Annotated in this window: 19 protein-coding genes; 7 read left to right on the forward strand and 12 right to left on the reverse strand. The window is 72.5% G+C overall.

The window, feature by feature from the left end:
• Window positions 1–2: 2 nt before the first annotated feature.
• Window positions 3–1,046, reverse strand: coding sequence for an NAD(P)-dependent alcohol dehydrogenase (locus IE260_RS34340; protein WP_189879106.1), 1,044 nt, complete (start codon window positions 1,044–1,046; stop codon window positions 3–5).
• 179 nt (window positions 1,047–1,225) lie between these two features.
• Between IE260_RS34340 and IE260_RS34345 the strand changes: the two genes are divergently transcribed.
• Together IE260_RS34345 and msrA are read left to right on the forward strand one after the other, a co-directional pair.
• Window positions 1,226–2,098 carry a helix-turn-helix domain-containing protein gene (locus IE260_RS34345; protein ID WP_189879108.1) on the forward strand — a complete coding sequence of 291 codons (873 nt, stop codon included), beginning with the start codon at window positions 1,226–1,228 and terminating at the stop codon, window positions 2,096–2,098.
• Between the two features lie 193 nt (window positions 2,099–2,291).
• Entirely contained in the window at window positions 2,292–2,804 is a 513-nt protein-coding gene (msrA, locus tag IE260_RS34350) for a peptide-methionine (S)-S-oxide reductase MsrA (RefSeq protein WP_189879110.1), read from the forward strand.
• 48 nt (window positions 2,805–2,852) lie between these two features.
• Here msrA and IE260_RS34355 read toward each other — a convergent pair whose 3' ends face one another.
• Window positions 2,853–3,971 (reverse strand): hypothetical protein, encoded by a 1,119-nt coding sequence (locus IE260_RS34355; protein ID WP_189879112.1) that lies wholly within the window; start codon window positions 3,969–3,971, stop codon window positions 2,853–2,855.
• A gap of 97 nt (window positions 3,972–4,068) precedes the next feature.
• Between IE260_RS34355 and IE260_RS34360 the strand changes: the two genes are divergently transcribed.
• Complete coding sequence (locus IE260_RS34360) at window positions 4,069–5,223, forward strand: cystathionine gamma-synthase (RefSeq protein WP_189879114.1); 1,155 nt, start codon at window positions 4,069–4,071, stop codon at window positions 5,221–5,223.
• A gap of 10 nt (window positions 5,224–5,233) precedes the next feature.
• On the opposite strand, the gene IE260_RS34365 is transcribed toward IE260_RS34360, so the two are convergent.
• From IE260_RS34365 to IE260_RS34375, 3 genes are all read right to left on the reverse strand, one after another.
• Window positions 5,234–5,491 (reverse strand): hypothetical protein, encoded by a 258-nt coding sequence (locus IE260_RS34365; RefSeq protein ID WP_189879116.1) that lies wholly within the window; start codon window positions 5,489–5,491, stop codon window positions 5,234–5,236.
• On the reverse strand, window positions 5,488–5,988 hold the full coding sequence (locus IE260_RS34370) for a sigma factor-like helix-turn-helix DNA-binding protein (RefSeq protein WP_189879118.1): 501 nt from the start codon (window positions 5,986–5,988) through the stop codon (window positions 5,488–5,490). The genes IE260_RS34365 and IE260_RS34370 overlap by 4 nt, the downstream gene beginning before the upstream one ends.
• 217 nt (window positions 5,989–6,205) lie before the next feature.
• Window positions 6,206–6,712 (reverse strand): MarR family winged helix-turn-helix transcriptional regulator, encoded by a 507-nt coding sequence (locus IE260_RS34375; RefSeq protein WP_189879120.1) that lies wholly within the window; start codon window positions 6,710–6,712, stop codon window positions 6,206–6,208.
• A 162-nt stretch (window positions 6,713–6,874) separates the two neighbouring features.
• On the opposite strand from IE260_RS34375, the gene ilvA reads away from it, so the two are divergent.
• The gene (ilvA, locus tag IE260_RS34380) at window positions 6,875–8,104 is read left to right on the forward strand and encodes a threonine ammonia-lyase (protein WP_189879122.1); all 1,230 of its coding nucleotides are present in this window, start codon (window positions 6,875–6,877) and stop codon (window positions 8,102–8,104) included.
• Window positions 8,105–8,197: 93 nt separating this feature from the next.
• Here the strand turns inward: ilvA and greA are convergent, their stop codons facing one another.
• Both greA and IE260_RS34390 read right to left on the reverse strand, forming a co-directional pair.
• Window positions 8,198–8,695, reverse strand: a complete 498-nt coding sequence (gene greA, locus IE260_RS34385) for a transcription elongation factor GreA (RefSeq protein ID WP_189879124.1) — start codon at window positions 8,693–8,695, stop codon at window positions 8,198–8,200.
• Between the two features lie 167 nt (window positions 8,696–8,862).
• Complete coding sequence (locus IE260_RS34390) at window positions 8,863–9,261, reverse strand: DUF4307 domain-containing protein (RefSeq protein ID WP_189879126.1); 399 nt, start codon at window positions 9,259–9,261, stop codon at window positions 8,863–8,865.
• Between the two features lie 206 nt (window positions 9,262–9,467).
• Between IE260_RS34390 and mca the strand changes: the two genes are divergently transcribed.
• Both mca and IE260_RS34400 read left to right on the forward strand, forming a co-directional pair.
• Window positions 9,468–10,349 carry a mycothiol conjugate amidase Mca gene (gene mca / locus IE260_RS34395; protein WP_189879128.1) on the forward strand — a complete coding sequence of 294 codons (882 nt, stop codon included), beginning with the start codon at window positions 9,468–9,470 and terminating at the stop codon, window positions 10,347–10,349.
• Entirely contained in the window at window positions 10,342–10,599 is a 258-nt protein-coding gene (locus tag IE260_RS34400) for a hypothetical protein (RefSeq protein ID WP_189879131.1), read from the forward strand. Before mca ends, IE260_RS34400 begins: the two co-directional genes overlap by 8 nt.
• Window positions 10,600–10,768: 169 nt before the next feature.
• Here the strand turns inward: IE260_RS34400 and IE260_RS34405 are convergent, their stop codons facing one another.
• Window positions 10,769–13,969, reverse strand: coding sequence for a tetratricopeptide repeat protein (locus IE260_RS34405; RefSeq protein WP_189879133.1), 3,201 nt, complete (start codon window positions 13,967–13,969; stop codon window positions 10,769–10,771).
• A 180-nt stretch (window positions 13,970–14,149) separates the two neighbouring features.
• On the opposite strand from IE260_RS34405, the gene IE260_RS34410 reads away from it, so the two are divergent.
• The gene (locus tag IE260_RS34410) at window positions 14,150–16,180 is read left to right on the forward strand and encodes a thioredoxin domain-containing protein (protein WP_189879135.1); all 2,031 of its coding nucleotides are present in this window, start codon (window positions 14,150–14,152) and stop codon (window positions 16,178–16,180) included.
• A 10-nt stretch (window positions 16,181–16,190) separates the two neighbouring features.
• Here the strand turns inward: IE260_RS34410 and IE260_RS34415 are convergent, their stop codons facing one another.
• The 4 genes from IE260_RS34415 to trhA all read right to left on the reverse strand — a co-directional run bounded on the left by IE260_RS34415 (window position 16,191) and on the right by trhA (window position 19,184).
• Window positions 16,191–16,517 (reverse strand): hypothetical protein, encoded by a 327-nt coding sequence (locus IE260_RS34415; RefSeq protein WP_189879137.1) that lies wholly within the window; start codon window positions 16,515–16,517, stop codon window positions 16,191–16,193.
• A gap of 48 nt (window positions 16,518–16,565) precedes the next feature.
• Window positions 16,566–17,297 carry a Mut7-C RNAse domain-containing protein gene (locus tag IE260_RS34420; RefSeq protein ID WP_189879139.1) on the reverse strand — a complete coding sequence of 244 codons (732 nt, stop codon included), beginning with the start codon at window positions 17,295–17,297 and terminating at the stop codon, window positions 16,566–16,568.
• Window positions 17,298–17,330: 33 nt separating this feature from the next.
• Window positions 17,331–17,966, reverse strand: a complete 636-nt coding sequence (locus tag IE260_RS34425; protein ID WP_444545579.1) for a TetR/AcrR family transcriptional regulator — start codon at window positions 17,964–17,966, stop codon at window positions 17,331–17,333.
• A 504-nt stretch (window positions 17,967–18,470) separates the two neighbouring features.
• Window positions 18,471–19,184 carry a PAQR family membrane homeostasis protein TrhA gene (trhA, locus tag IE260_RS34430; protein ID WP_189879141.1) on the reverse strand — a complete coding sequence of 238 codons (714 nt, stop codon included), beginning with the start codon at window positions 19,182–19,184 and terminating at the stop codon, window positions 18,471–18,473.
• Between the last annotated feature and the right edge of the window lie 227 nt (window positions 19,185–19,411).

A 19,411-nucleotide genomic window follows, 5' to 3' on the forward strand; every position in this document is an offset into this window, starting at 1 on the left:
GGTCAGATCGTCGCCGTGTCGATCACGAAGCGGTACCGGACGTCGCTGGACAGCACCCGCTCGTACGCCTCGTTGATCTCGGCCGCGCCGATCAGCTCGATCTCCGCGCCGATGCCGTGCCCTGCGCAGAAGTCCAGCATCTCCTGGGTCTCGGCGATGCCGCCGATCATCGAGCCGGCGAGCGTCTTGTTGCCGCCGATCAGCGAGAAGAGGTTGAGCGAGACCGGCTCCTCGGGGGCACCGACGTTCACCAGGGCGCCGCCGGTCTTCAGCAGGCCCAGGTACGCGCCGAAGTCGAGCGGGGCCGACACCGTGGAGAGGATCAGGTCGAAGGTTCCGGCCAGCTCCTCGAAGGTCTTCGGGTCGCTGGTGGCGTAGTAGTGGTCCGCCCCCAGCTTCAGCCCGTCCTCCTTCTTGCGCAGGGACTGCGACAGGACCGTCACCTCGGCGCCGAGCGCGTGCGCGATCTTCACGCCCATGTGGCCGAGCCCGCCCAGACCGATGACGGCGACCTTCTTGCCCGGTCCCGCGCCCCAGTGCTTGAGCGGCGAGTACGTGGTGATGCCCGCGCACAGCAGCGGCGCGGCGACGTCCAGGGACAGGCCGTCCGGGATGCGGACGACGTACCTCTCGTCGACGACGATCTTCTGGGAGTAGCCGCCGTAGGTGGGCTCGCCGTCCTTGCCGACGGCGTTGTACGTGCCGACCATGCCGGAGCCGGTGCAGAACTGCTCCCGGCCACTCCTGCAGTTCTCGCACTCGCCGCAGGAGTCGACCATGCAGCCGACGCCCACCCGGTCGCCCACGGCGAACTCGGTGACGCCGGGGCCGACCTCGGAGACGATGCCCGCGATCTCGTGGCCGGGGACCATCGGGAAGATGGCCTCGCCCCAGCCCTCGCGGGCCTGGTGGATGTCGGAGTGGCAGATGCCGGCGAACTTGATGTCGATCAGGACGTCGTGCTCGCCCACGGCCCGCCGCTCGATGGTGGTGCGCTCCAGCGGAGCCTTGGCGGCGGGTGCGGCGTACGCGGCGACAGTGGTCATTTCCGGGTTCTCCGGGATTCTCGTAGCAGGATCTGTGGTGCGCCTCGAGCCTGCCGCCGCGGCCGCCGCTCACCCAGACCACCGCTTTGCCTACGACCGGCGTGCGTACCACTGACAGGGACAGGTTCCCGGGGATTCCGGGCCTACGACCAGGAATGTCGGAGGACATACTGGAGGACATGGATGGACAGCTGGACCGGCGTGCCGAGCTGAGCGAGTTCCTGCGCACCCGGCGGGCCCGGCTGAAGCCGGAGGACGTGGGACTGCCGACGTACGGGCGGCACCGCCGGGTGCCGGGACTGCGCCGGGAGGAGCTGGCGCAGCTGGCCGGCATGTCCGTGGCGTACTACACACGGCTCGAGCAGGGCAACGGACGGAACGTGTCGGCGGAGGTCCTCGACGCGATCGCCCGCGCGCTGAGGCTGTCCGACGCGGAGCACGCCCACCTGATGCACCTGGCGAAGCCGACGCGGCCGAAGAAGAAGACGGTGGCGCGTCCGCAGCAGGTCCGGGTGGCGCTGCTGCAGTTGCTGGAGGCGATCGAGACGGTCCCGGCGTACGTCGCGGGCCGGCGTACGGACATCCTCGCCTGGAACCGGACGGCCGCGGCCCTCTTCGGGGACTGGGGCCGGCTTCCGGCGCAGGAGCGGAATTGGGCGCGGCTGGTGTTCCTGGACCCGCAGTGCCGGGAGCTGTTCGTCGACTGGGACCAGAAGGCGTCCGACATCGTCAGCTTCCTGCGCATGGACGCGGGCCGCCGACCGGACGACCTGCGGCTGTCGGCGCTGGTCGGCGAGCTGTCCGTGAAGAGCGAGGAGTTCCGGCGCCTGTGGGCCACGCACGACGTCAAGGAGAAGACGTACGGCGTCAAGCGCATGCGGCACCCGCTCGTCGGTGACCTGACCCTGTCCTTCGAGACGTTCCGCATGGTCGACGACGAGGACCAGTCACTCATCACCTACCACGCCGAGCCGGGCTCCCCGTCGGCCGAGGCCCTGCGCCTGCTGGCGAGCTGGGGCACGGACGCGGTGGCTCAGCAACCCACGGCCTGACGCCCGCTCGACGGATCCCCGCTCACACTCCCGTCCGGATTCCAGTTGCCGCAGCCGCCGGGCCTGCGACCGCAGGGCGGGTCGGGCGGGCACGGAATCGCGTGGAACCCTCGGGCGTTGAGAAGGGTGCGTGTGGAGGCCGGCGTGCGAGCCGGGGGCCCGCGTGACCGAGCTGACAGATTGGAGGGCCGCAATGGCTACGCAGACGCAGAGGGCCGTGCTGGCGGGCGGGTGCTTCTGGGGGATGGAGGAGCTGATTCGCCGACTCCCCGGCGTGACGGCGACCCGGGTCGGATACACCGGGGGTGACGTGCCGAACGCGACGTACCGCAACCACGGCACGCACGCGGAGGCCATCGAGATCCTCTTCGACCCCACGAAGACCGACTTCCGCACGATCCTGGAGTTCTTCTTCCAGATCCACGACCCGAGCACCAAGAACCGCCAGGGCAACGACATCGGCCTCAGCTACCGCTCGGCGATCTACTACGTGGACGACGAGCAGAAGCGGATCGCCGAGGAAACGATCGCGGACGTGGACGCCTCCGGACTGTGGCCGGGCAAGGTCGTCACGGAGGTGGAGCCGGTCGGCCCCTTCTGGGAGGCCGAGCCCGAGCACCAGGACTACCTGCAGCGTTACCCCGAGGGCTACACCTGCCACTTCCCGCGCCCGGGATGGCGGCTGCCCTCCCGCGCCGAGAGCTGACCGCATGCGGCCCGGCCGGGAAATCCGGCCGGGCCGCATCCGGGCCCCTCAGTGCGGCAGGGTCGCCGGGCTGCCGCCGTTCGCCTCGTAGCCCGCCACCGCCAGGGCGCGGTAGACCGCGAACTCCGCCGCCGGGTCGGTGGACAGGGTCCAGGGGAGGGCGCCCACGTGGCCGTCGACCCGTATCAACTGGTTCATGGCCTCCGCCCAGCGCTCGCCGCGCACCAGGAAGAGAATCAGCAGGTGGCGTACGTGCGCCTGCATCGGGTCGTCGGGGCGGGCCGAGTGGACCGCGTGCAGGGCGCCGTGGATCGCCTTGGTCACGACCTCGCTCTGGTAGAAGCCGCTGACCAGGTTGACGTCGGGGAGGTGCTCGAACACCGCGAAGAGCGGCATCGCGGCCAGCAGCGAACCCTGGGGGGCGCGGGCCGCGGCGGCCTCGGCGAACGAGTACGCGAGGTCGCGGGAGCCGTGCCACTTCTCGCACCAGTAGTGCAGCGCGGCCAGGTGCGCGCCCATGTGGTTCGGGGCGCGGTCGAGGATCTTCAGCCACAGCTGCTCGAAGTCCTCGCGCGTATAGGCCAGGCCCCGCGCCACCGAGAGCTCGATGATGTACGGGACCGGGTCACCGGGGGCCAGCAGCGCGGCCTCGCCGCACGCCGCCTTCGCCTCCTCCATGATGATCCGGAACTCGTCCGTGCCGGGCGTCGCCGTCCGCCACGCCTGCTGCACCAGGAACTCCGCGTGCACCGCCGCGCCGCCCGCGTCCTTCGGGGCCTCGGCCCGCCACACCCGCAGCCACTGCCCGCCCGGCGTCTCACCGACCCCGCCGGGCCGCTGCCGCAGCTCCAGCGAGGCGGCGCCCGCGAACGCCTGCACGCGCTGCCAGCGCAGCTCACCCTCCGCCGCAGTGCCGGCGAGGAGCTGCTGCGCCGCTCGGTAGTCCTGGGTGCGCTGCACCAGGTCCAGGACGTCCAGCAGGTCCTGGTCGGGGCCCGGCATGCGGATGTCCAGCTCCTCCTCGCGGGCGAAGCCGTAGTTGGCGGGGTCCGCCGCGTCCGGATGGCCGGGCGGCACCAGGCCGATGGCGCCGCGCCGGCGCCGCAGGACGGGGAGCAGCACGAAGCCGATCATGACCAGTGCCATCAGGACCCAGAGAATCTCCATGCCTCAAGCGAACCAGACCGCGGCGACAATTGGCCAACCTGCGCCGCGCCCCTGTGGAAAACGCGCGAAGCCCCCGGCGGCACTACCCTCGGTGCTCATGAGCGACAGGCACATCAGTCAGCACTTCGAGACGCTCGCGATTCACGCGGGCAACACCGCCGACCCCCTGACGGGCGCGGTCGTCCCGCCCATCTACCAGGTGTCGACCTACAAGCAGGACGGCGTCGGCGGCCTGCGCGGCGGCTACGAGTACAGCCGCAGCGCGAATCCGACCCGTACCGCGCTGGAGGAGAACCTCGCCGCCCTCGAGGGCGGGCGCCGCGGCCTCGCGTTCGCGTCCGGACTGGCGGCCGAGGACTGCCTGTTGCGCACGCTGCTGCGTCCCGGCGACCACGTGGTCATCCCCAACGACGCCTACGGCGGGACCTTCCGGCTGTTCGCCAAGGTCGCCACCCGCTGGGGGGTGGAGTGGTCCGTGGCGGACACCAGCGACCCCGCGGCCGTGCGGGCGGCCCTCACCCCCGAGACCAAGGCCGTGTGGGTGGAGACGCCGTCCAACCCGCTGCTCGGCATCACCGACATCGCCGCCGTCGCGCAGGTCGCCCGGGACGCCGGTGCGCGGCTCGTCGTCGACAACACCTTCGCCACGCCGTACCTCCAGCAGCCGCTCGCGCTCGGCGCGGACGTCGTCGTGCACTCCCTGACCAAGTACATGGGCGGTCACTCGGACGTCGTGGGCGGCGCGCTGATCGTGAACGACCAGGAGCTGGGCGAGGAGCTGGCGTTCCACCAGAACGCGATGGGCGCGGTCGCCGGGCCCTTCGACTCCTGGCTGGTGCTGCGCGGCACCAAGACGCTGGCGGTGCGCATGGACCGGCACAGCGAGAACGCCACGAAGGTCGCCGAGATGCTCACCCGGCACGCGCGTGTGACGAGCGTGCTGTACCCGGGGCTGCCCGAGCACCCGGGGCACGAGGTCGCCGCCAAGCAGATGAAGGCGTTCGGCGGCATGGTGTCCTTCCGCGTCGAGGGCGGCGAGGAGGCGGCCGTCGAGGTCTGCAACCGCGCGAAGGTCTTCACGCTCGGCGAGTCCCTGGGCGGCGTCGAGTCGCTGATCGAGCACCCCGGCCGGATGACGCACGCCTCGGCGGCCGGCTCGGCCCTTGAGGTGCCCGCCGACCTGGTGCGTCTGTCGGTCGGCATCGAGAACGCCGACGACCTCCTGGAGGACCTCCAGCAGGCGCTGGGCTAGCAGCCGGGGCTCACCAGCCCTCCCAGCCCGTCACGGGTGGGGTCGTCTCCGACGGCGGCTCCACCCAGGGCCGTGCGGTCAGCGCCCACACCGTGAACGCCACGGCCGCGGCGCACAGCACCAGCCACATCAGACGGCGGGCGGCGGTCCTGCGCCGCAGCATGCGGCCGCCGCGGCGCACGGCGTCCGCGTACAGGTCGGGCGGCACCCGGGGCGGCGACTGCTCCATGATCCGCCGTACGGCCGCTTCCCTCTGCGGACGGTTCATGAGGTCGCCGCCTCAGCCTTCGCGACCGGCCGTGCGGCCCTGTCCGGCGGGTGCAGCAGCGTCGCCGTGGCGCGGTCGCAGATCGTCCGGACGCGTTCGGCGGGCAGGCCGAGCAGGGCCGCCGCCTGCTCCTCGGCGACACCCTCGTACAGCCTGAGCACCACGATCAGCCGCTCCTGCGGGGTGAGCACGCCCAGGGTGCCGACGGGCTGCCGGCGGGCCCGGCCGAAGCCGCCGTAGTGCCAGGCCCCGCGGGCGAACCGGGTGGCGAGGTACTGGCGGGCACGGTCGTACGGGTCCTCGCCGCGCAGCTGGTCCCAGCACGCGTAGGTGTGGGCGAGGGACAGGGCCAGCAGGCGCCGCGCGCGCGGATTGTCGTCGCGGGCCTCGGCGGTGAGCAGGGTGGCGGCGTGCAGCAGCCGCCCTGCCGCGCCGGCGACGAACGCCTCGAACTCCCGGGCCCGGCGGGCACCCTGGGACGCATGCCGTTCTCGCACCGCGCCTCCCGCCTTCGAGGGCGACCCCCGTGACCGATGGGCCCTCTGTGACCATGGGCCCTCTGTGAACCCTGCGCCTCTGTGACCTCTGTGCCTCTGCGAGGAGACCCCGTCGCGCGCGGAACCGCGACCGTGTGCACCAGGGGCCCGGTCTCATATCAGGCCAGGGCCGGCCCGCCGGTCAAGAGCCGGGCGGCATCCGTCCCGGAAAGGCGGCTCAGGAGGCGGACGCCGATTCCGGGCCCGACGCGCCCGGTGCGGCCATACGGGCGGACAGGGCGCCGTTGAAGCGTGTGAGGAGCGTGCAGAACGACTCGCGCTCCTCCGGCGTCCAGTCGTGGGTCAACTCGGCCATGAGCTCGCGCCGGGAGGACCGCACCTCGTGCAGCCGCGACACCCCGCGCGGGGACAGCTGGAGCACCACGGCACGCCCGTCCTCGGGGTGCGAGGTGCGCTTCACGAGGCCGCTGTCGACGAGCGGAGCCACCTGCCGGGTGACCGTGGAGGAGTCGATCCCCATGCTCGCGGCGAGCGCCTTCACACCCATCGGACCCTCTTTGTCGAGGCGGTTGAGCAGCAGGTACGCGGCACGGTCCATCGAGTTGCGCACCTGCCCGACCCCGCCGAGCCGGGTCTGTTCGGCACGTCGGGCGAACACCGCCACCTCGTGCTGGAGCGTGTCGAGGAGACCGGTGTCACCGGCGGTCGTCATGTCCATCGACATTTCAGGTGTTGTGGGCATGGCCGGGGGCTCACTTCGTGGAGGGCTGCTGGTTGGGGGACAGGGTACGCGGCCGGGGGACGAGGCGTACCGGCGCTGCCCAAAGCCGGTCTCGGAGGTTGGTCACAACGGCAGACGACGGCTGTGAACTGCGATGCTGGAGTCATGAGCTACAGCACGGCCGACCCCCTGGGGCCGGTCACCCTCGACGACGTGCGCGGCGCCCAGAAGATGCTCTCGGGCGTGGCACGGGTGACGGCGATGGAGGGCAGCAGGTACCTGTCCCAGCTGGTCGGTGCACCGGTTCACCTCAAGTGCGAGAACCTCCAGCGGACGGGTTCGTTCAAGCTGCGCGGCGCCTACGTCCGTATCGCCGGGCTGCTGCCCGAGGAGCGGGCCGCCGGGGTGGTCGCCGCCAGCGCCGGCAACCACGCGCAGGGCGTGGCCCTGGCGTCGTCGCTGCTCGGTGTGCGCTCGACGGTGTTCATGCCGAGGTCCGCCCCGCTGCCCAAGATCAGCGCGACCCGGGACTACGGCGCCGAGGTGCGCCTGCACGGTCAGGTGGTGGACGAGACGCTGGCCGCCGCCCAGGAGTACGCGGCGGAGACCGGCGCGGTCTTCATCCACCCCTTCGACCACCCCGACGTCATCGCGGGACAGGGCACCGTCGGGCTGGAGATCCTGGAGCAGTGCCCCGAGGTCCGTACCGTCGTGGTCGGCATCGGCGGCGGCGGGCTGATCGCCGGCATAGCGGTCGCCGTGAAGGCGGTCCGGCCGGACGTGCGGATCGTGGGTGTGCAGGCGGCGGGCGCGGCGGCCTATCCGCCGTCGCTGGCCGCGGGGCGGCCCGTGTCGGTCGAGAACCCGGCGACGATGGCCGACGGCATCAAGGTGGGGCGGCCCGGCGACGTGCCGTTCGGGATCGTCGGCGACCTGGTGGACGAGGTCCGTACGGTCACCGAGGACGAGCTGTCCACCGCGCTGCTGCTGTGTCTGGAACGGGCCAAGCTGGTCGTCGAGCCGGCCGGGGCCAGCCCGGTGGCGGCGCTGCTGAGCGATCCCGGCGCCTTCGAGGGCCCGGTGGTGGCGGTGCTGTCCGGCGGCAACGTCGATCCGGTGCTGATGCAGGGCGTCCTGCGCCACGGCATGGCCGCGCAGGGCCGCTACCTGGCGGTCCGGCTGCGCCTGACGGACCGCCCCGGCGCCCTCGCCACACTTCTCGGCGTGTTGTCGGCGGTGGACGCGAACGTGCTGGACGTCAGCCACGTACGGACCGACCCACGGCTCGGGCTCACGGAGGCGGAGGTCGAGCTGCACCTGGAGACCAAGGGCCCGGAGCACTGCGCGGAGGTCGGCCGGGCGCTGCGGGACGCGGGCTACACGGTCATGCCCTGAGGCGCGCGGACCACGACGAAGCCCCCGGGGTCACCAGGACGCCGGGGGCTTGTCCACGACATGTCGGCCGGGCGCGCCGGCCGGGGCCGGCTGTCAGCCGTTGTAGGGCTCGGCCTTGAGGATCTTCACGCAAGCCTTCTTGCCGTTGGGCAGCTCGTACTCCGCGTCCTCGCCGACCTTGTGGCCGATGACGCCCGCGCCCAGGGGGGACTGCGGCGAATAGGTCTCGATGTCCGCGCTCGCGTACTCGCGCGAGGCGAGCAGGAACGTCAGCGTGTCGTCCTCGTCACCGTCGAAGGCGATCGTGACGACCATGCCGGGCGCCACCGCACCGTTCGCCGCCGGCGGTTCGCCCACCTTGGCGCTCTCGAGGAGCTGCGTCAGCTGGCGCACACGGAGCTCCTGCTTGCCCTGCTCCTCCTTCGCCGCGTGGTACCCGCCGTTCTCCCGCAGGTCCCCCTCCTCGCGGGCCGCCGCGATCTTGGCAGAGATCTCGGTGCGCGCGGGACCAGTAAGGTACTCAAGCTCCTCCTTGAGCTTGTTGTACGCCTCCTGGGTCAGCCAGGTGACGTTCTCGCTGGTCTGGGTCACAGGTGCTCCTCGTCGGTACTGGGAATACAAAGCAACGCCCTACCCAGAAGAATGTTCCTTCACGGAAGGGCGAAACCACGAGCCTAACAATTCGGCGGCCAAAGGGGGAGGACAAAAGCCACCTGATTTACGTCAACGCAGGTCAGCGCAGACGCATTCCCGGCGGGTCAGTCCGCGTGACAGCCGAGCAGCTCGGCCGAGGTGCCCCGCGCCTTCGTGCGCAGCGTGACGACCTTGTCGATGCGCGTGTCGTCGCCGTCGAAGCGGAAGTCGGCCCGGCCCACCTCGCCGCCGTCCTCCGCCTGGGAGCGCAGCGTGCAGTAGCCGGCCGCGTCGGCGTCCTTGCGGACCTCCAGGTGCACCTGCACCGCGTCCTCGGAGATGTCGAAGCCGATCACCTCGGCGCTGATCTTGTTCTGGCCGACGTAGTGGTAGCCGAAGTACCCGATCAGCACCACCATGAGGGCACCGAGGACGCCGCCGACGATCTTGAGGGTGCGGTCGGCCCGTTCGTCCGAGGAGCGGCCGTACCGGCTCTCCGGCAGTCGCGTGCTCGACGTGCTCATGATCGTCCTCTCGGCAGGAGCCGTGCGAGATGTCCCGAATGGGGCCCCGGAGCCCGGCCCCGGAATTATTCGCCTCCCGATTCGGTCACTATAGAAGCCGCCCGCCCGCCGCCCGACCGCCACCCCTGCACGACGTCCCTGCGGGACGACACCTACCAGATTCTGCGCCGACGCACACAGGGCGCCGACCGACCGAGGATTGAGTCTTGACTGACCAGCTGCGACTGATGGCCGTCCACGCCCACCCCGACGACGAGTCGAGCAAGGGCGCGGCCACCATGGCGAAGTACGTGTCCGAGGGGGTGGACGTGCTGGTCGTGACCTGCACGGGCGGGGAGCGCGGCTCCATCCTCAACCCCAAGCTGCAGGGCGACGCGTACATCGAGGAGCACATCCACGAGGTGCGCAAGAAGGAGATGGACGAGGCCCGGGAGATCCTCGGCGTCAAGCAGGAGTGGCTCGGCTTCGTCGACTCCGGCCTGCCCGAGGGCGACCCGCTGCCGCCGCTGCCGGAGGGGTGTTTCGCCCTGGAGGACGTCGACAAGGCGGCCGGTGAGCTGGTGCGGAAGATCCGTTCCTTCCGGCCCCAGGTCATCACCACCTACGACGAGAACGGCGGCTACCCGCACCCCGACCACATCATGACCCACAAGATCACGATGGTGGCCTTCGAGGGCGCGGCGGACACCGAGAAGTACCCGGAGTCCGAGTACGGCCCGGCGTACCAGCCGCTGAAGGTGTACTACAACCAGGGCTTCAACCGCCCCCGCACCGAGGCCCTGCACCAGGCGATGCTGGACCGCGGACTGGAGTCGCCCTACGGCGACTGGCTCAAGCGCTGGGAGGAGTTCGAGCGCAAGGAGCGCACGCTCACCACGCACGTCCCGTGCGCCGACTTCTTCGAGGTCCGCGACAGGGCGCTGATCGCGCACGCCACGCAGATCGACCCCGAGGGCGGCTGGTTCCGGGTGCCGATGGACCTCCAGAAGGAGGTCTGGCCCACCGAGGAGTACGAGCTCGCGAAGTCGCTCGTCGACACCTCCCTCCCCGAGGACGACCTCTTCGCGGGCATCCGCGACAATGCCTGACATGAGCGCAAGCGCAAGCCTGGCAATGACGCACCTCGTCACTCTCGCCGAACTCGACGAGGACAAGGTCACCCCCGGCGTCCTCGGCTTCATCGTCTTCGCGGTGATGGCCCTGGCGGTGTGGGGTCTGATGAAGTCCATGAACCGGCACATGGGCAAGGTCGACTTCAAGGAGGCCCCGGACCCGGAGGCGGAGGCCTCCGGCAAGGCCGACAGGACCTCCGGCCGGGTCGAGCCCCAGCAGGGCTGAGGGCGCGTCCCCGGCGCCTCGGCGGGCGTGAGGAACCACGCCCGCCGACGCGGACACGGCCGCACACGGCGGGCCACGCAGGACCGAGGCGGACCGGCGACCTCCGACCAGGGCCCCGGCCCCGGCTCCGTACCCCCGTGAGCCGGGGACCCGTGACGGCAGCCGCGGCTCAGCGGCCGGCCGTCACCTCCACGCCCATCACCTCGCGCGCGTGCCGGTTCGGGACCATCCCGAGCCGCCACGCCTGCCAGCCCGCCTCCAGCTGCACGCCCCGCTCCAGCAGCAGCGTGTACGCCCCGACGTACTCGTCGAGCTTCTCGTCCCGCGTCGGATGCCCCGTCCGGGCCAGCTGGGCCAGCTCCTCCTGCGCCACCGCCGTACCGACCTCCACCCCACCGGGGGCCGCGTACGGAAGCAGCGTGCAGCGCAGGAAACGGGCCCAGTCCTCGCCCCGGCGGTCGCCGTACGACGCGAACAGCGCGGCCGCCTCGTCGCACAGCGCCAGCGCCTGCGGCGTACGGGCGTTGCCCGCGTCCACCACCGCCAGCTCCAGGCACGTCCACGCCTCGCCGTGGGCGACGCCGATGCGCTGGAAGTCGGCGCGGGCGTCCACCAGGAGCTGCCGTGCGAAGCCCGAGTTGCGCAAGGACCCCGTCTGGGCGGCGCGCAGGTCGCGGGTCGCGCGGGCCGAGTGGTGCCGGGCACAGGCCAGCCCGTACACGTCACGCATGCGCGAGAACATCGTGCGCGAACGCTCCAGCTCCCGGACCGCCTGGTCGAGGTCGCCCGTCTCCTCCAGCGCCTGGCCCAGGTAGTAGACCGTCCACGCCTCGCCGCGCGCGTCCTCGTTCTCCCGGTGCCGGGCCGCCGCCCTGCGCAGCTCCTCCGCCGCCTCCCCGGCGTCCCCCTCCACCAGCCGCGCCCGCGCCAGCTGGGTCAGCGCCCACGCCTCGCCGCGCGCGTCCTGCGTACGGCCGTACAGCTCCAGGGCGGCGCGCAGGTCCGCCTCCGCCCGCGGCACGTCGCCCATGCGCAGGTGCAGCTGGCCGAGCTGGAAGTGGGCCCACGCCTGGCCGTGCACCGACTCGCCCGCCCGGTGCAGCACCAGCGACTCGGTGAGCAGGTCCAGGGCCTCCGCGAGCCGGGCCCGGTCCCGCTGCACCGCCGCCAGCGCGTGCAGCGTCCACGCCCGGTCGGTGGCCAGCCCGGGCGCGGCCTGCAGATCCAGCGCCTCCCGCAGTTTCGCCGCCGCCTCGGTCAGGTTGCCCTGGTGGTGCAGCGTGATGCCCAGCGAGGTCAGCGCGCGGGCCGCACCCGCGTCGTGGTGGGCCTCCATGTACAGGTCGACGACCGAGGCGAGGGTCGTCCGCGCCTTGTCCAGCTCGCCGAGCTGCCGGGCCGCGATACCGGTGCGCCACTGCACCGAGCGCACCAGCAGGCCCTGGTCGACGGACTGGGCCAGTTCGCTGATCTCGCCCAGCCGGTACAGGTCCCCGCGCAGCAGGCAGTAGTCGCACAGCGCGCCCAGCAGGTTCAGCACGGCGCCCTGCTCGACGCCCTCGGCGTGTCTGAGCGCCGCCGTGATGAAGCTCGACTCGTCGTCCAGCCAGCGCAGCGCCTCGTCCAGTGACGTGAAGCCGTGCGGTCCGAACCGGTCCGAGCGGGTCGACATGTTGCCGTCCACCAGCCGCAGCACCGAGTCGGCCAGCTCGGCGTAATTCGTGATCAGCCGCTCCTGCGCCGCCGCCCGCTCGGCCGGGTCCTCCTCGTCGGCGAGGCGGGCCCGGGCGAAGGCGCGCACGACGTCGTGCAGCCGGTAGCGGTTGCCCCGCACGTGGTCGATCAGGCCCGCCCGGGACAGCGCCGCCAGATGCCGGGTCGCCTCCGTCTCGTCGGTGGCCAGCAGCGCGGCGGCGGCAGCGGCGCCCAGCGAGGTGCGGCCGGCCAGCGCCAGCCGCCGCAGCAGCCGCCGGCCCGGCTCCGGCTGGTCGGTGTAGCGCAGCCACAGGGCCCGCTCGACCGGCTCCACCGGCCCGTACGCACCCAGGTCCGTGGCCAGGGCGCGCGGCGAGCGCGGGCCCAGCGACGAGCCCGCTATGCGCAGCGCCAGCGGCAGCCCGCCGCACAGCCGCCGGATCCCGTCGGCGGACTCGGCGTCGTACGGCCCCGACGCATCCTGCGCGGCCGCGGCCAGCAACTCCTCCGCGCCGGCCGCGTCCAGCGGCTCGACCGGCAGGTGATGCACGCGTGCGGGCAGGCCGGTGGGCAGTTCCAGCGGCTCGCGCGCGGTGACCAGCACCAGACTGTCCGACCGCTCGGGCACCAGCGTGCGCACCTGCTCGGGATCCGAGGCGTCGTCCAGGACGACCGTGACCGGCACGCCCGTCAGATGCTGGTGGTACAGCTCGCTCAGCCGCTTGACCTGCTGGTCCGCCGAGGACCGCTCACGGAACAGCAACTGCTCACGGGGCGCCCCGAGCCGGTTCAGCAGATGCAACAGGGCGTCCCGGGTCGCCAGCGGCTGCTCCTGCGGACTGTCCCCGCGCAGATCGACCACGCACGCCCCGCGGAAGTAGTCCTTCAGCTCGTGGGCGGCACGCACCGCCAGCGTCGTACGGCCGCTGCCCGGCGCGCCGTGCAGCACCACCACCGTCGGCTGGGTCTCCGTACTCGCGCGGGCGGCCTGCACCCACTGCCGCAGTCGCGCCATCTCCTGCCGCCGGCCCGCGAACGCGCCCTCCGGCTCAGGGAGCTGCCCGAACGACTGCTCCAGCACGCTGCGTCCCCGGGCCGCCGCGCTCTTGTCGGCCCCGCGCAGCTTCGGGCCGGCCTTCGTCGGACCGGTGGACGCGGCGAGCACCCGCTGCTGGTCCAGGAACGGCCGGATGCCCCGCACCTCCAACGCCGTCAGCCACTGCAACCGCAGCTGCTCCGGGCCGCCCGGCTGGCTGACGGCACCGGCGCGGTGGTGGGCGGCGGGCACATGGGAGCCGACCACCTTGACCACGGTCGCCGCCGCACCGACGACGCCCACGGCCAGACCCGCGCCGACCGCCGTGCCCGTGCCGGTGCCGAGGGCCATGTCGGCCACCACCGCGGCGACCGCCGCCACGGCGGCCACCAGCAGGGGAGTGCCGGCGCCCTCCTGGGCGTAGCGCTGGCGGAACGTGAGCTGTCCGGCCGCCGCCTCGTCCAGCGCGCGGGTGTAGGCGGCGTACTCCTCGTCGGCCGCTCGTGCCATCGAGTCCAGTGCTCCGCGCGCCCGTGACAGCAGTACGTTGCCGTCGGTACGGCCGCCCGAACGCCGCACCTCCTCCTCCACGGCCCGCATCAGCAGTCGCTCGGCCTCCGCCCGATGACTGTCCCGCATGTGGCGTCCCCCTCCGGCGGTGTCGGCATCCCGGGTTCTCCCGGCCCTTCCCCGGGTCCTTCCCCCGTTGTCCGTCGGTCAAGTGTGCTGGGATGGGGAGGGCCTGGGGAGAGGAGCGGCCCGGGGTACGCGGCGGTGTGCTGTCCGGCGACACGGGGGTACTGGGGCAGGATGGACACCATGTCGAACCGACTGGCGCACGAGACGTCCCCGTACCTCCTTCAGCACGCCGACAACCCCGTCGACTGGTGGCCCTGGTCGGACGAGGCGTTCGAGGAGGCGCGGCGGCGGGACGTGCCCGTGCTGCTCAGCGTCGGTTACAGCAGTTGCCACTGGTGCCACGTGATGGCGCACGAGTCGTTCGAGGACCGGGTCACCGCCGACCTCCTCAACGCCCACTTCGTCAGCGTCAAGGTCGACCGCGAGGAGCGCCCCGACGTCGACGCCGTCTACATGGAGGCGGTGCAGGCGGCGACCGGGCACGGCGGGTGGCCGATGACCGTCTTCCTCACACCGGAGGCCGAGCCCTTCTACTTCGGGACGTACTTCCCGCCCGAGCCCCGCCACAACATGCCGTCCTTCCGGCAGGTCCTCCAGGGCGTCCAGCAGGCCTGGGCGGACCGGCGGGAGGAGGTCACCGACGTGGCGGGCAAGATCGCGCGGGACCTGGCCGGGCGGGAGATCTCCTACGGCGACTCCAAGGCGCCCGGGGCGGCGGAGCTGGGGCAGGCGCTGCTCGGTCTGACCCGGGAGTACGACCCGCAGCGCGGCGGGTTCGGCGGGGCGCCGAAGTTCCCGCCGTCCATGGTGCTCGAGTTCCTCCTGCGCCACCACGCGCGCACCGGCGCCGAGGGCGCGCTGCAGATGGCGCAGGACACCTGCGAGCGCATGGCGCGCGGGGGCATCTACGACCAGCTGGGCGGCGGCTTCGCCCGGTACTCCGTCGACCGGGACTGGGTCGTGCCCCACTTCGAGAAGATGCTCTACGACAACGCGCTGCTGTGCCGCGTCTACGCCCACCTCTGGCGCTCCACCGGCTCCGCGCTCGCCCGCCGCGTCGCGCTGGAGACGGCCGACTTCATGGTGCGCGAACTGCGCACCGCCGAGGGCGGGTTCGCCTCCGCGCTGGACGCCGACAGCGACGACGGAACCGGCCGGCACGTCGAGGGCGCCTACTACGCGTGGACCCCCGCGCAGCTCACCGAGGTCCTCGGCGCCGAGGACGCCGAACTCGCCGCCCAGTACTTCGGCGTGACCGAGGAAGGCACCTTCGAGCACGGCTCCTCCGTGCTGCAGCTCCCGCAGCACGAGGGCGTGTTCGACGCCGAGCGGATCGCCTCCGTACGCCGGCGGCTGCTGGCCGCCCGGGACGCGCGGCCCGCCCCCGGCCGGGACGACAAGGTGGTCGCCGCCTGGAACGGCCTCGCGATCGCCGCGCTCGCCGAGACCGGCGCCTACTTCGACCGGCCCGACCTCGTCGAGGCCGCCGTCGCCGCCGCCGACCTGCTGGTCCGGCTCCACCTCGACGACCACGCCCGGCTCGCCCGCACCAGCAAGGACGGCAGGGCCGGTGCCAACGCCGGGGTGCTGGAGGACTACGCCGACGTGGCGGAGGGCTTCCTCGCGCTCGCGTCCGTCACCGGGGAGGGCGTCTGGCTGGACTTCGCCGGGCTGCTGCTCGACCACGTCCTCACCCGCTTCGGCGACGGCTCCGGCGCCCTGTACGACACGGCCTCCGACGCCGAGCGGCTGATCCGCCGCCCGCAGGACCCGACCGACAACGCCACCCCGTCCGGCTGGACCGCCGCCGCGGGCGCCCTGCTGAGCTACGCCGCCCACACCGGGTCCGAGCCCCACCGCACCGCCGCCGAGCAGGCCCTCGGCGTGGTGAAGGCGCTCGGGCCGCGCGTCCCCCGCTTCATCGGCTGGGGGCTCGCGGTCGCCGAGGCGCTGCTCGACGGGCCGCGCGAGGTCGCCGTCGTCGGACCGGAGCAGGGTGACGACGCCGCAAGGGCGCTGCACCGCACGGCTCTTCTGGGCACCGCCCCCGGTGCGGTGGTCGCCGTCGGTGCCGAGGGGAGCGACGAGTTCCCGCTGCTCGCCGACCGGCCGCTGGTCGGCGGGGCGCCGGCGGCGTACGTCTGCCGCAACTTCACCTGTGACGCGCCGACGACCGACCCGGAGCGGCTGCGCACCGCGCTGAACGGCTGAGCGGCGGGCCTCAGGCGCCGCTGAGGATCAGCGCGCCCAGCGTGAGCTGAACGCCCCACTGCAGTGCGACGGCCGCCGCTCGCGCGGGGGCCCACCGGGCACGGGGCCAGGCCAGGGCCAGTACACCGAGCGCCGCGGCGGCCCAGAAACAGGCCCACAGCGTCCCGCCCGGAACGGACGAGCACTGCTCGCCGTACGTCAGGCAGCGGCTGCCGCGCTCGGTGGCGAGCACGGCGATCCACGCGACGACGACGGTCGGCAGGAGCAGGAGGAGACCGGCCAGGGAGCAGCCGGTCAGGGCACGGGCGGTGGGCTGCGGCGGCTGAGCGGTGTTCATGCGGCCATCCCACCGCGCCGGCCGGCCCCGGTGGATCGGCCCGCGTACTCAACCGCCTTGAGTACCCCGGCTCAACGCGCGTTCCACGATGGCGACCAGCTGCTCGTGGTGCGCGCCCTTCCAGTACGCGCGCCCGCACGCCGAGCACTGCGCGAACACGTCGTACGACCGCTGCGTGCCGCCCTTGAGCTGCTCGGCCACCTGCTCCTTGGTGGCCTCCTTCAGCAGGCCGTTGCATGCCGTGCAGCGCGTCCACGGGCGCAGTTCGGGGCGGAAGCGGTCCAGGACGCCCTGCAGCTGGTCGTCGGGGCGGGTGCTGTAGACGTAGGCGCCCGCCCACAGCTCGCGGCGGCGCAGCAGGCCCCGGTCCCGGCTGAGCATGACTCGTTTCTCGGCCGCCGACCGGGCCGCCAGCGCCGGGTCGCCGATGTCCGTCGACTCGTACGCCGTGTCCACGCCGAGCAGGCGGAGGCGGCGGGCCAGGGTGCCGAGGTGCACGTCGAGGAGGAAGCGCAGGGGAGCGCCCGGGACCTTCTGCGGGTGCTCGACGGCGCGGACGGTCACCGACTCGCCGGCCGACGGCACATGTCCCGGGAGCACCTCGCGGCCGTCCACGAGGAGCGCGCCGACCTCGGTCAGCGGGACGCCCAGGGACTCGACGACGTGCCCGAGCGTGGAGACGCCGTCGGTGGCGGTCCGGGCGGTGCCGGTGCGGCGGGCCTGCGGGAGGAACAGGTGCAGTTCGGGGGCGAACTCGACGTGGATCTCTGGACCGTTCACCCGGCCAGGATGCCACGGGACCGAGGCGCGCCCTCAGGCTTTTCCGGCGGGTGGCAGGCCGTGCTGCATGACGTCCAGGGCGCGGTCGACCAGATCGGCCAGGTCCGCCTCGTGGCCGTGCTCGGCCCAGTACTGCGAGACCTCCATCAGGCCGGCGACGAGGGACATCGACAGGACCCGCACCTCCAGGCCGTCGGGGTCGAGGCCGGTGCGCTCGGCGATGGCGTGGGCGAGCAGGCGGCCGGTCGCCGACATGCTCTCCAGCATCCGCGAGCGCACGGCGGGCACCTCGGCCATCAGCCGTGTCCGCAGCCGGGTCACCTCGGGTTCCTCGCCGATGCCGACGCCGATGGCCTTGCGCAGGACGTGGCGCAGGGAGACCGGCCACGGCTCGTCGCCGGGGCGTGCGGCCAGCTCCGCAGCCATGACCGGGTCGTACGCGTCCGTGAGGACGATGTCCTCCTTGGTCGGGAAGTAGCGGAAGACGGTCGACGGCGACACCTCGGCGCGGTCGGCGATCTGCTCGACCGTCGTCGCGTCGTACCCCTGCTCCTGGATCAGCCCGTAGGTCGCGGTGCGGATCGCCTCGCGGGTCTTGATCTTCTTGCGCTCCCGCAGGCCCAGCTGCGGCCGGTCGGCGGGGGAGAGGGGGGAACGTGCGGCCGTCATACGGATCATTGTCGGACATCCGCCGGGGGCGTGACCATGCCCGGGACACCGCCGCCCCCCGGCGTGCCGGGAGCGCTCCGGCCGCTGGTGTGCGGCGACGGACGCGACGCCGCACACCAGCGGTACGCCGCCCGTGCCACGGACGTACGCGCCGATCACGGAGAGGGTCGGGACGACGCGCCCCGCGCTCGCCACGGCCCGCGCGCGAGCCGGGACGGTGACCGGCAGCCGTTCGTCATCGGCAGCAGCGGCGGCAGGCCGGACCGGGCCCGCGACGACGGCGGTGAGCAGGGAGTCGCGGTGGCCGAGCAGCGCCATGTCGAGCACGGGGCGCGCGGTCCGCCGCTCGCGCAGGGCCAGGGCGGTGTGCGTCACCAGCGCGGCGGCGCAGGACCAGCGGTCGATCAGTCGCACTCGGTGCGAAAAGAGAGCAACTCTCAAGTCGTACAGGCTGGCAAAAAGGCCACGGCTCGCCGAGCCGTGGCCGTGTCGGCGGGGTGGGCGCTAGGGGTGCTGGTACGCCACCAGTGAGATCCCCACGTAGTGGGCGATGAAGGCGGCCAGGGTGAAGGAGTGGAAGACCTCGTGGAAGCCGAACCAGCGCGGTGAGGGGTTGGGGCGCTTGATGCCGTAGATGATGCCGCCCGCGCTGTAGAGCAGCCCTCCCACGATCACCAGGACGAGCACCGCGATGCCGCCGGTCCGCATGAAGTCGGGGAGGTAGAAGACGGCCGCCCAGCCCATGGCGATGTAGCAGGGGGTGTAGAGCCAGCGCGGGGCGCCGACCCAGAAGACGCGGAAGACGATGCCGGCCGCCGCCGCGGCCCAGATGCCCCACAGCAGCCACTGGCCCTTGGCCTCCGGCAGCAGCAGCATGGTCAGCGGCGTGTAGGTGCCGGCGATGATCAGGAAGATGTTCGCGTGGTCGAGCCGGCGCAGGACGCCGTCCATGCGCGGGCTCCAGTTGCCCCGGTGGTAGAGCGCGCTGACGCCGAACAGCAGGCAGGCCGTCAGGGCGTAGATCCCGCAGGCGACGCGTCCTCTGGTCGAGTCCGCGAGGGCGGTGAGGACCAGGCCCGCGACGAGGGCGGCCGGGAACATGCCGAGGTGCAGCCAGCCGCGGAGCTTGGGTTTGACCGGATGCGGCAGGGGGAGCGCGACGGGACCGCGGCCGCCGGCCGGCGTGTCCCTGGGCGCGTCGAAGGCGGACGCAGTCATGCGCCGCATCGTACCTACGCGACCGTAAGTTACGTATTAGTACGGTCACATGACGGGTGACGAGTGGCCATCGTCTCATGGGGTACTCGGGCGCACACCTCTCTCGGATCGCCGGAGTAAAGGAAGTTTCAGGCGAAGGCCAGGTGCACGCAAAGAATCACAGGGAGAAGCAGAGGCACGTGGCGATCCTCACCCCGCTCAGGTGTGAGGCCCTCTGGACATATGGG

Source organism: Streptomyces viridiviolaceus (assembly GCF_014650995.1).
GTDB classification, from domain to species: domain Bacteria; phylum Actinomycetota; class Actinomycetes; order Streptomycetales; family Streptomycetaceae; genus Streptomyces; species Streptomyces viridiviolaceus.